Genomic DNA, 10,767 nt, shown 5'->3' on the forward strand with positions numbered 1-10,767 from the left:
CCAGCCATTACGCCCGGGGCAGCCACAGCACCGCAGTCAGGCCGCCCCCCGGCGTTTCTTCCAGGCTCAGCTTGCCGCCCAGGCGCTCCACCGCTTCCCGGGAAATGGTCATGCCCAGGCCCACGCCGCCCGAGTTGCGGTTGCGTGAGCCTTCCAGCCGATAAAACGGTTCAAACACCGCCTCGCGCTTATCTGCCGCAATCCCCGGCCCGTGGTCGATCACCCGCACGGTCAGGGCTTGCGGGCTGTCCTGCAACTCGATGGTGGCGGTGCCCGCGTAGCGCAAGGCATTGTCGATCAGGTTGTTCAGGCACGAGCGCAGGGCCATCGGCTGCACTTGCAGCGGCGCGCAATTGCCACTGCACTGCACGTCGGAGCCACGGTCCTGGGCGTTCTCGCTCAACGACTCCACCAGCGCCTGCACGTCCAGCCAGTGCCGGGTTTCGCTGGTGCGTTGTTCGTGCAGGTAGCTCAGGGTGGCGTCGAGCATGCCGATCATGTCGTCCAGGTCCTGGCGCATCTGGCCTTGCAGCTTGGTGTCTTCGATCTGTTCCAGGCGCAACTTGAGGCGCGACAACGGCGTGCGCAAGTCATGGGAGACGGCCCCCAGCATGCGCGCACGTTGGGTCACCTGCTCGCGGATGCGTTTTTGCATGATGTTGAACGTCGAGGCGGCCTGGCGCGCTTCCCGTGGCCCGGACTCATTGAGCGGCGGGCTGTCCAGGTCGACACTCAGGCGCTCGGCGGCGGCGCTCAGGCGTTGGATCGGCCGGCTGAGCAGCTTGGCGCCGTACCACGCCGCGATGATCAGGGAAATAAACTGAAACGTCAGGGGCACCAACGGGCCACCAAATCGGGGGCGCGGGTGCTTTTTGTGCAGCGGTGTCAGGCTGCCGTCAGCTTGCTCGACAAAGGCTTCCCGGGGCGGCGGCGGTGGCGGGCCGTAATAGTGGAACCAGAAGATCGCCAATACATGGGCCAGCACAATCGCCACCAGCAACACGCCGAACAGGCGTCCGAACAACGTGTTGAAGACGTTGCGCATCAACCGATGTCCTTGGCGTCGAACAGGTAGCCTTCGCCGCGCACGGTCTTGATCAACTGCGGCGCCTTGGGGTCATCCCCCAGTTTTTGCCGCAGGCGCGACACCAGCAGATCGATGCTGCGATCAAACGCCTCGATGGACCGGCCACGGGCGGCGTCCAGCAATTGCTCGCGGCTCAGCACCCGGCGCGGGCGCTCGATAAACACCCACAACAGGCGAAACTCGGCGTTGGACAGCGGCACCACCAGGCCATCGTCGGCCACCAGTTGGCGCAGCACGCTGTTGAGGCGCCAGTTGTCGAAGCGGATATTGGCGCGTTGTTCGGTGCGGTCGTCGCGCACCCGACGCAGGATGGTCTGGATGCGCGCCACCAGTTCCCGTGGCTCAAATGGCTTGGCCATGTAGTCGTCGGCGCCCAGTTCCAGGCCGATGATGCGGTCGGTGGGCTCGCAACGGGCGGTCAGCATCAGGATCGGGATCTCCGATTCGGCCCGCAGCCAGCGGCACAGCGACAGGCCGTCTTCGCCCGGCAGCATCAGGTCGAGCACCACCACGTCGAAGGTTTCGGCCTGCATGGCCTGGCGCATGCCCGCGCCATCGGTCACGCCGCTGGCAAGGATGCCAAAGCGCGCCAGGTAATCGATCAGCAGTTCACGGATCGGCACGTCGTCATCGACGATCAGCGCGCGGGTGTTCCAGCGTTTGTCGTCGCCGCAAGTCATGCTTTTTTGATCGTCATTGAGCGCAGGGGAGGAGGTTTGCATAGTGCGATCATCTGCCTGGGTAGGCCGCAGCGCCTGGGGGGCCGCAGCAAAGTTGTCTCGTTGAGCATAGGCGCCTGGCGTGCGGGCTGAAAGTGCCGGCGTGTCCTACACCCGCGCAAGGCTAAGCTTTGGGGGTGTTGCAGGCATGTCGTGAATGTATCGAGTCTGGTACACAAGCGCAAAAGCCCGCAGCAGAGCCTTATGCTGCTATTTACCGATCATCGGATCCCGCAACGGCGCAGCTTGCGCTACAATCCGCGCCGATTTCGACTTGCCTGAGAGCCCATTCCAATGTCCGTCTGCCAGACTCCTATCATCGTCGCCCTGGATTACCCCACCCGTGACGCCGCACTGAAGCTGGCCGACCAGTTGGACCCCACGCTCTGCCGGGTCAAGGTGGGCAAGGAACTCTTCACCAGTTGCGCCGCAGAAATCGTCGGCACCCTGCGTGACAAGGGTTTTGAAGTGTTCCTGGACCTTAAATTCCACGACATTCCCAACACCACCGCCATGGCGGTGAAGGCGGCGGCCGAGATGGGCGTGTGGATGGTCAACGTCCACTGCTCCGGCGGCCTGCGCATGATGAGTGCCTGCCGCGAAGTGCTGGAACAGCGCAGCGGCCCCAAGCCTTTGCTGATCGGTGTGACCGTGCTCACCAGCATGGAGCGTGAAGACCTGGCCGGTATTGGCCTGGACATCGAGCCCCAGGAGCAAGTGCTGCGCCTGGCGGCCCTGGCGCAAAAAGCCGGCCTGGACGGCCTGGTGTGCTCGGCACTGGAAGCCCAGGCCTTGAAAACCGCGCACCCGTCGCTGCAACTGGTGACCCCGGGGATTCGCCCGGCGGGCAGCGCCCAGGACGACCAGCGACGCATCCTCACCCCGCGCCAGGCACTGGACGCCGGTTCCGATTACCTGGTCATCGGCCGTCCGATCAGCCAGGCGGCCGACCCGGCCAAGGCGCTGGCGGCAGTGGTCGCCGAAATCGCCTGACTGTCACCGCGCTAAACCGTGGGCGCGTACCCGCTCCCACGGCCGCTGTGTCAGTTGACCTTGAGCACCAACTTGCCGAAATTCTCGCCGTTGAACAGTTTCATCAGCGTCTCCGGGAATGTCTCCAGCCCCTCCACAATGTCTTCTTTGCTCTTGAGCTTGCCCTGAGCCATCCAGCCTGCCATTTCCTGTGCGGCGCTCGCGTAGTGGGCCGCGTGGTCGGTCACTACAAAGCCTTCCATGCGCGCCCGGTTGACCAGCAATGCCAGGTAGTTGGCCGGCCCCTTCACCGCCTCCTTGCTGTTGTACTGGCTGATGGCACCGCAAATCACCACCCGCGCCTTTAATGCCAGGCGGCTCAGCACGGCGTCCAGAATGTCGCCGCCGACGTTGTCGAAATACACATCCACGCCTTTGGGGCACTCGCGCTTGAGCCCGGCGAGCACATCTTCGTGCTTGTAATCGATGGCCGCATCGAAGCCCAGCTCATCCACCAGGTATTTGCACTTGTCGGCGCCGCCCGCAATGCCCACCACCCGGCAACCCTTGATCTTGGCGATCTGCCCGGCAATGCTGCCCACCGCCCCGGCCGCGCCGGAAATCACCACGGTGTCACCGGCTTTCGGGGCGCCTACCTCCAGCAGGGCAAAATAGGCGGTCATGCCGGTCATGCCCAGTGCCGACAAGTAAACCGGCAGGGGCGCCAGTTTCGGATCGACCTTGTAGAAACCTCTTGGCTCGCCGAGGAAGTAATCCTGCACGCCGATGGCGCCGTTGACGTAGTCGCCCACCGCAAATTTGGGGTGGTTCGAGGCAATGACCTGGCCTACGCCCAGCGCTCGCATGACCTCGCCAAGGCTCACCGGCGGGATGTAGGACTTGCTCTCGTTCATCCAGCCGCGCATGGCCGGGTCCAGTGAAAGGTACTCGTTGCGCACCAGCACCTGCCCATCGGCCGGGGTGCCCAGCGGTATTTGCTGATAAGTGAACGTGTCCCGCGTGGCGGGCCCGACCGGGCGTTTGGCGAGCAGAAATTGGCGATTGGTCTGGGCAGTCATGGCAGGGACTCTTTAAAAAGTGAACCTTGAGTGATAGCCCTTAGAGGCAGAAGGGGCAAGCCAGACGGTCGGTGCGAATGCCCATCGATCCAGCTCAATGATAGTCAGCCGGTAGGGCTTATCACTGCAACGCATGAAGTATCAACCGGCCTTTTGATAGTGCTGACACGGGCATGGCGCGGCTGGCTAGACTCGGCGTACCCATCCGCTTTATCCGAGGAGCTTGCATGAGCATGACATTTTCCGGCCAGGTCGCCCTGGTGACCGGTGCCGCCAACGGTATTGGCCGCGCCACGGCGCAGGCGTTCGCCGCCGAAGGCTTGAAAGTAGTGGTGGCCGACCTGGACGCCGAAGGCGGTGAAGGCACGGTCGCTTTGATCCGCCAGGCGGGCGGTGAAGCGGTGTTCGTGCGCTGCAACGTGACTGTAGAAGCGCAGGTGCAAAACCTGATGCAGCAGACCGTGGCCACCTATGGCCGCCTGGACTACGCCTTTAACAACGCGGGTATCGAGATCGAGAAGGGCAAGCTGGCCGACGGCAGCCTGGATGACTTCGACGCCATCATGGGGGTCAACGTCAAGGGCGTGTGGCTGTGCATGAAGTACCAGTTGCCGCTGTTACTGGCGCAAGGCGGCGGGGCGATCGTCAATACCGCCTCCGTCGCCGGGTTGGGGGCGGCGCCGAAGATGAGTATTTACGCGGCGTCCAAGCACGCGGTGATCGGCCTGACCAAGTCGGCGGCGATCGAGTATGCGAAGAAGAGCATCCGCGTGAACGCCGTGTGCCCGGCGGTGATCGATACCGACATGTTCCGGCGCGCCTACGAGGCCGACCCGAGAAAGGCCGAGTTCGCCGCGGCCATGCACCCGGTAGGCCGTATCGGCAAGGTCGAGGAAATTGCCAGCGCGGTGCTGTACCTGTGCTGTGATGGCGCAGCCTTTACCACCGGCCAGGCCTTGGCGGTGGACGGTGGCGCAACGGCCATTTAGGACCTGATGCCCGCGGCATGCAGAAAAGCCTTGGCAGCGCTGTGAGGCTTTTCCGCAGGTGGCCAGATGCCGCGCCCGAATGTGTATCACCAGGTAAATAATCTAATTAAATCAACGATTTAATAAATATTGGCAGGCGTTGCCTACAGCCTTCTGTGCTTAACTGTTTTGGGTTAAATGACAACAGTTGAAGTGAGTGGCTCATGGATTTAGGCATCGATCGACAAGCCCTTGTACCGGTAGTGCAGCAAATCGTCAGCGCGTTGGCCGGGTGGATTCGCCAAAGCGGCGTGAGCCCCGGGACGCGTTTGCCCTCTGTGCGGCAGTTGGCCCATGACAACCTGCTGAGCCAGTCCAGCGTCATCCAGGCCCTTGAGCGAATGGTGGCCGAGGGCATGCTGACAGCGCGCCAGGGGTCGGGGTTTTTCATTGCCGAATCGGCCGGCCTGGCGCGCGAAAGCCCGTGGTATGAAGGCGCCGAGCAAGGCTGGGGCGCCTTTACCGACAACCGGCTGGGGGAGTTGAAACTGGGGTGCGGCTGGCTGCCCGACGCCTGGCGCGAAAGCGACGACCTCAACTACGCAATACGCGAAGTCGCCCGCACCGACACCGCCGGGCTCTTCAATTACAGCACGCCGTTGGGCCTGCCTGCCCTGCGCGAGCAACTGTTCAAGCGATTGAGCCACATCCACGTGGCTGCCAGCGTCGACCATATCCTCACCACCGGCGGCGCGAGCCATGCCCAGGACCTGCTGATACGCACACTGCTCAAGGCCGGAGACAGCGTGGTGGTGGAGCAGCCGGGCTACGCCAACCTGTACCGTCAACTGGCGTTCCATGGGGTGAAGCTTTTGGCGGTCCCGCGTACCCGGGGCGGCCCCGACCTGCTGGCGCTCGAAGCCCTGCTGCGCGAGCATCGGCCCAAATGCCTGTTTATCAGCAGCCTGTATCACAACCCCACGGGCACCAGCCTGGCGCTGCCCGTGGCCGAGCGGTTGTTGCAACTGGCGCAGAGCCTGGACTTTCTGATTATCGAAGAAGACGTCTACGGTGACTTGCAACCGGCCACGTGCACCCGGCTTGCCGCCTTGCCCCACCACGACCGGGTGATTTACGTGTCGAGTTTTTCCAAGACCCTGAGCAGCGCCCTGCGTGTGGGCTACCTCACGGCCAGCGCTGCGATCATTGCGCAGTTGCTCAAGGTCAAGACATTGACCGGCATGGGCACCTCCCGGTTTGCCGAGGCGGTGGTGGCCACCGTGTTGGCCAATGGCACGTACCGTAAAGGGGTACAGCGCCTGCGTCGGCGCCTGAGCGAGCAGATGGCCATGACCCTGCAGGTGCTGGAGGACGAAGAGTGGGAAGTGTTCGCGGTGCCGGCCGGGGGCATGTTCCTGTGGGCCCGGCCGGGTACGGGCGACCGTGCGAGCCTGCCGTCCCGGGCGCGGCGGCTCGGGGTGTTGCTGTCGCCGGGGGCGTTGTTCAGCCCGAGCGGGGAGCCGAGCGACTGGCTGCGCATCAACGTGGCCTACGCCGGGGACCCGCGTGCGCTGGCGCTGTTCAAGGCAGCGGGCCCCGCAGGATCGACCTCCACCGTTCTGAAAACGACGAACATATAGCTTTTTGCCATTATTGTGGCGCCAAACGCTTGTGCTCAGGGCCTGCGGGTTGCGACTCTCGCGGCATGAAAACGGGCTGGCGGCATCCGCCATGGCAAGAGGATCAGGTGCAATGATAACGGCCGTGCAACGACGTTTTGCCAACCTGGGGATGGCGAAAAAGCTGGGCGTGGGTTTCGTCCTGGTGCTGCTGTTGACGGCGCTGGTGGCGGCCATCGGGGTGTGGTCGCTGAACACCGTCGGGCAGCGGTTTGCCGACCTCAAGGCCATGTCCGCGCTCGACAGTGGTTTACTCAAGGTGCGGTTGATCGAGCAAGACTACGCGCTGCACGCCGACCCCAAGTCGGTCGATGCCCTGCACCAGAGCGTCGAGGCCCTGGCCGCCGAGGCGGCTGACCTCAAGACGCGCTCGTCTGCCAACGTCAAGGTGATGAGCGATGTGGAGCAGGCCCTGGCCGCTTACCGCAAGGCGTTTGACGAGTTCGTGGAGCTGACCCAGGCCAAGGACCTGGCCCTTGAAATGGCCAGTTGGTCGGTGTCCAGCGTCGCCAATAACCTTGACGTGCTGCAAGCTGGCCTGGCGGATGACGGTGCGTATGCCCTCAAGGACAGCCAGGGCAAAGAGGGCGCCGAATTTATCGAGCAAGCGGGGCAAGTCAGTCAGGTTTCGCGGCTGATGTTGCAGGCCATGAACGAAGCCCGCGCCCGCTTGGACCAGAGCCGCAAGGGCGAGGATGACAACGCCGGGCAAGGCAAGATCGAGCAGGCCGACCAGGCGTTGGCCCAGCTCGAACAACTCAAGACCGCGGTGAAAGACGCTGGCTACCAAACCGTGCTGAACGAGGTGGCCGGGCACATTGCGGCCTTTGGCGAGAAGCTGGGCGAGTACACCGGGCTGCTGGCTCAGGAAAAAGGCGTGTACCAGCAACTGCGCGAGCGCGCCGACCAGGTGGTCAACCGGGTCAACCAGGCTTATGACGCAGAAGATGAGTCCATGCAGGCGCAATTGAAGAAAAGCGCCTGGCTGATCATCGGCTCTGCCGCGCTGGCGTTGTTAGTGGGGTTGCTGGCGGCGTGGGTGATCACGCGGTTGATCGTCGCGCCGCTGCGCAGTGTGATCGCGGTGGCCCAACGGATTGCCGCCGGTGACCTCAGTGGCCGGGTGGAGGTGACCCGTCGCGATGAAATGGGCCAACTGATGCAGGCGATGCAGCAGATGGGCAACGGGTTGAGCCAGATGGTCAGCGGGTTGCAGGCGGGCATTGAGCAATTGGCCAGTTCTGCTCATTCGCTGTCAGGCGTGACCGAACAGACCAATGTCGAAGTCAGCAGCCAAAAAGAAGAAACCGAGCAAGTGGCCACTGCCATGCACCAGATGGCAGCCACGGTTCATGACGTGGCGCGCAACGCCGAAGAAGCGGCGCTGGCGGCGCAAACGGCAGACGAGAAGGTCGAGACTGGCCAGCAGGTGGTGCGTCAGAGTTTGCAGCGCATCGAGGCGCTGTCCACCTCCGCCACCTCGGCCAGCACCAGCATCGAAAGCCTGAGCGCCGAGATCCAGAACATCGGGGCGGTGCTGGATGTGATCAAAAGTGTTGCCGAGCAAACCAACCTGCTGGCGCTGAACGCGGCCATCGAGGCGGCGCGGGCGGGCGAGCAGGGCCGTGGTTTTGCGGTGGTGGCCGATGAAGTGCGCGCACTGGCGCGGCGCACGCAGCAATCGACCGAAGAAATCGAGCGGTTGGTCAGCACCCTGCGCAGCGCGGCGCAGTCCTCGGTGCAGCAGATCAAGCAGAGCGGCGAGTTGGTCAAGCTGGCGGTCAGCGATGCGCTGGAAACCGAAAGTGCCCTGGGTAGCATTGCGGCGGCGGTGTCGTTGATTCAGCAGATGAACCAGCAGATCGCCGCGGCCGCCGAGCAGCAAAGCTCCGTGGCCGAAGAGATCAACCGCAGTGTGACCAGCATCCGCGCAAGTGCCGATCAATCGGCAATCAGCATGCAAGGCAACGCCGCGTCGAGCATTGAGCTGGCGCAATTGGGCACGGAGCTTAAAGGGATGGTCGGGCATTTTCGCCTGTGATCGCCGCAAGGGGGCGGCGATCACAGGGCAGGGGCGTCAGGCGTTGTTGGCGAGGAACGTCAGCAAGGCTTCGTTGACGAACTCGGGGTTTTCCCGGCTGGAAATATGCCCTGCGTTCGGGATCAGCACCAGGTCGCAGCCGATCAGCTCGACCATTTCCCGGGCTTCTGCCGGTGGGCGGGGCTTGTCTTGCTCGCCGCACATCACCAGGGTGGTGTCGCTGTTCAGGCGCGGCAGTTGGTCCAGCACGTCACTGCGGCTGAAAATCAACCGGCCCAGCGGCACGATGCTACTCAACAGGCGCTCTTTGGGGAGGGCCTTCAGGGCCGCGCGAAAATCCTGGTAAAGCGCCGATTGCCGATCGATGCCCGGGCGGAAAAAGATCGGTGCGACCACATCCAGCAACGGTTCTGGAATGGCACCGGCGTCTTCGATCATCTTGAACAGCGAGAAGTAATACTGGCGCGTGGCCTCCGGCTCGGCGCCGAGGTAGGTGTCCATCAGCACCAGGCTGTTGATGCGCTGTGGCGCCTGCAAGGCGAGGCGGGCGCCCCACATACCGCCGACCGACAAGCCCACCAGGTTGACCTGCTCTATTTGCAAGTGGTCCAGCAACGCCAGCGTCTGGCGCGCCAGGTCGTCCAGCGACGCCGTGCCCTGGGGCAGTTGACCGGACTCACCGTGGCCCCACAGCTCGGGAACGATGACGCGGTATTGCTGCGACAAGGCCTGAACCTGTGGCGCCCACATGTCGTGGCCCCACAGGTAGCTTGAGCCGAGTAGGACGGCCGGGCCGGTGCCCTGGTCGAGGTAGTGCAGCGGTTGTCCATCAAGGGTGACAATAGGCATGGAAGTGGCCTTCAGGTTCACGGAGTGAGGGGCACTTTTTTACGCTAGTCGAGGGCGTGGGGATAGATGCGAAGTGATGGCACTGTCACAAACTGCCGGGGAGGTTTCGTTATTCAGGCCACGGGTACGGCGGGAGCGCTTGCTCCCGCTTTCAGGCCCACGCCAGAGCTCGTCAAGTCGAGGCGTTGTTTGTTCAGTCGTAAATGGCTTTCTTTTTCCAGTCGGCATCCGCGTCGACCACTTTCAAGCCTTCGGTCAGCTCGTTGACGTCGTCATCGGTCGGCTGGATGTTGGTGAGCACCATGGAATTGGCCCGCGCCAGTTGTTTTTCCAGCAGCTGCAACTGGGCGCTGTAGACCACCGGCTCCGGCTGTTTGCGCAGGTATTGCACGCCGCGCTCGAATGCCAGGCGGGCCTGGCCGGGTTGGCCCTGCTGCAAGGCATGCTGGCCCAGGTTATTGAAGAACTCGATGTGCAGTAACACCAGGATGTGGCGGATTTCGCGGATCCAGTGCTTGGCCTCATTGGCGGGCAAAAAGCCGTCCTGGGCGGCGCGGGTGACTTGGCCGTGCAAGGCTTCCAACAGGAAACGCACGTCCTTGGCCTTGGCTTCGGTCTGGATCGGCGTCGGCGGGTTGTTCACCGGAATCGATTCGCCCTGGGCGACCAGTGCGCCGAGTTCGGTGATGCGCGCCTTGAGCGCCGCGTTGGATTTGTCCAGGCCCAGCAGGCGCTGGTTGACGTTGAGTTCCAGGCGGGTGAGCAGCAATTTGAGCGCCGGGCTCATGAGTTGCCCTGGGAAAGTCTCGGTGATTTCACCGCAGCGACGCAGCCGGTCGTTGAGCTCAACGCGAGTACGGGCCCGTTCCAGTTTGTTGTTTTCCACCACGTGGTTCATGTAGCCAATGGCGATCAGTATTGCGATCCCGGCCAGTACCAGCAGGGTGATCATGAGTGGTGTCACCGGTGTGACCTCTTTATAGGGTTGCGTTGAAGTGTAGTGACTGCGGCAGGGGGCGGATAGGACCGCGCGACCAGTTGCCCAAGTCAGTCTTCTTTATATAGGTAGGCAGTCCCTGCGTAGGTGCACATTGCCATCATTTGCAGGCGCCAACTATAACGCCTTGTTGAACGCCAGAATATAGGCGTCAAAGCCCGGACGGCCAGAATGCCCCCCAAACCCCTTAAAGCACGTCGAAGTCATTGATTTAAATAAATTTATCCTTGGGGGTTGACGACCTTTCAATCCATCCATAGAATGCGCGCCACTTACAGCGTAAAGCACACAGCCAAACGCAGTGAGTAGTGAATGTTGTACGTGTGTCCCCTTCGTCTAGTGGCCTAGGACACCGCCCTTTCACGGCGGTAACAGG

General features: G+C 62.8%; 9 protein-coding genes and 1 pseudogene. 5 read left to right on the top strand and 5 right to left on the bottom strand.

The window, feature by feature from the left end; all coding sequences use genetic code 11:
- Positions 1-7 precede the first annotated feature (7 nt).
- A complete protein-coding gene (locus ACW9H9_RS07725) occupies positions 8-1,045 on the bottom strand; it encodes a sensor histidine kinase (protein WP_457342444.1) in 1,038 nt (345 codons plus the stop codon).
- Positions 1,045-1,809, bottom strand: coding sequence for a response regulator (locus ACW9H9_RS07730; protein WP_457342443.1), 765 nt, complete (start codon positions 1,807-1,809; stop codon positions 1,045-1,047). The genes ACW9H9_RS07725 and ACW9H9_RS07730 overlap by 1 nt, the downstream gene beginning before the upstream one ends.
- Positions 1,810-2,100: 291 nt before the next feature.
- Between ACW9H9_RS07730 and pyrF the strand changes: the two genes are divergently transcribed.
- Positions 2,101-2,799 carry an orotidine-5'-phosphate decarboxylase gene (gene pyrF, locus ACW9H9_RS07735; RefSeq protein WP_176996468.1) on the top strand — a complete coding sequence of 233 codons (699 nt, stop codon included), beginning with the start codon at positions 2,101-2,103 and terminating at the stop codon, positions 2,797-2,799.
- 50 nt (positions 2,800-2,849) lie between these two features.
- Here pyrF and ACW9H9_RS07740 read toward each other — a convergent pair whose 3' ends face one another.
- The gene (locus tag ACW9H9_RS07740) at positions 2,850-3,857 is read right to left on the bottom strand and encodes an NADP-dependent oxidoreductase (protein WP_457342442.1); all 1,008 of its coding nucleotides are present in this window, start codon (positions 3,855-3,857) and stop codon (positions 2,850-2,852) included.
- A gap of 227 nt (positions 3,858-4,084) precedes the next feature.
- Between ACW9H9_RS07740 and ACW9H9_RS07745 the strand changes: the two genes are divergently transcribed.
- From ACW9H9_RS07745 to ACW9H9_RS07760, 4 genes and pseudogenes are all read left to right on the top strand, one after another.
- On the top strand, positions 4,085-4,846 hold the full coding sequence (locus tag ACW9H9_RS07745; protein WP_457342441.1) for an SDR family oxidoreductase: 762 nt from the start codon (positions 4,085-4,087) through the stop codon (positions 4,844-4,846).
- A gap of 203 nt (positions 4,847-5,049) precedes the next feature.
- Positions 5,050-6,465, top strand: a complete 1,416-nt coding sequence (locus ACW9H9_RS07750) for an aminotransferase-like domain-containing protein (protein WP_457342440.1) — start codon at positions 5,050-5,052, stop codon at positions 6,463-6,465.
- A 994-nt stretch (positions 6,466-7,459) separates the two neighbouring features.
- Positions 7,460-7,639, top strand: a pseudogene (locus ACW9H9_RS07755) (HAMP domain-containing protein); the annotation flags it as partial.
- A 201-nt stretch (positions 7,640-7,840) separates the two neighbouring features.
- Positions 7,841-8,545 carry a methyl-accepting chemotaxis protein gene (locus tag ACW9H9_RS07760; protein ID WP_457370421.1) on the top strand — a complete coding sequence of 235 codons (705 nt, stop codon included), beginning with the start codon at positions 7,841-7,843 and terminating at the stop codon, positions 8,543-8,545.
- 36 nt (positions 8,546-8,581) lie between these two features.
- On the opposite strand, the gene ACW9H9_RS07765 is transcribed toward ACW9H9_RS07760, so the two are convergent.
- Both ACW9H9_RS07765 and ACW9H9_RS07770 read right to left on the bottom strand, forming a co-directional pair.
- Positions 8,582-9,394: an alpha/beta fold hydrolase gene (locus tag ACW9H9_RS07765; RefSeq protein WP_457342439.1), complete on the bottom strand. Its 813-nt coding sequence runs from the start codon at positions 9,392-9,394 to the stop codon at positions 8,582-8,584.
- A gap of 193 nt (positions 9,395-9,587) precedes the next feature.
- Entirely contained in the window at positions 9,588-10,358 is a 771-nt protein-coding gene (locus ACW9H9_RS07770) for a hypothetical protein (RefSeq protein WP_457342438.1), read from the bottom strand.
- Between the last annotated feature and the right edge of the window lie 409 nt (positions 10,359-10,767).

The sequence above is a fragment of the Pseudomonas sp. SDO5215_S409 genome (assembly GCF_054071325.1).

Coding starts and splice junctions, on each gene's coding strand:
- ACW9H9_RS07725 (WP_457342444.1), bottom strand. CDS start 1,045: ATGCGCAACGTCTTCAACACGTTGTTCGGACGCCTGTTCGGCGTGTTG.
- ACW9H9_RS07730 (WP_457342443.1), bottom strand. CDS start 1,809: ATGCAAACCTCCTCCCCTGCGCTCAATGACGATCAAAAAAGCATGACT.
- pyrF (WP_176996468.1), top strand. CDS start 2,101: ATGTCCGTCTGCCAGACTCCTATCATCGTCGCCCTGGATTACCCCACC.
- ACW9H9_RS07740 (WP_457342442.1), bottom strand. CDS start 3,857: ATGACTGCCCAGACCAATCGCCAATTTCTGCTCGCCAAACGCCCGGTC.
- ACW9H9_RS07745 (WP_457342441.1), top strand. CDS start 4,085: ATGAGCATGACATTTTCCGGCCAGGTCGCCCTGGTGACCGGTGCCGCC.
- ACW9H9_RS07750 (WP_457342440.1), top strand. CDS start 5,050: ATGGATTTAGGCATCGATCGACAAGCCCTTGTACCGGTAGTGCAGCAA.
- ACW9H9_RS07760 (WP_457370421.1), top strand. CDS start 7,841: ATGGCAGCCACGGTTCATGACGTGGCGCGCAACGCCGAAGAAGCGGCG.
- ACW9H9_RS07765 (WP_457342439.1), bottom strand. CDS start 9,394: ATGCCTATTGTCACCCTTGATGGACAACCGCTGCACTACCTCGACCAG.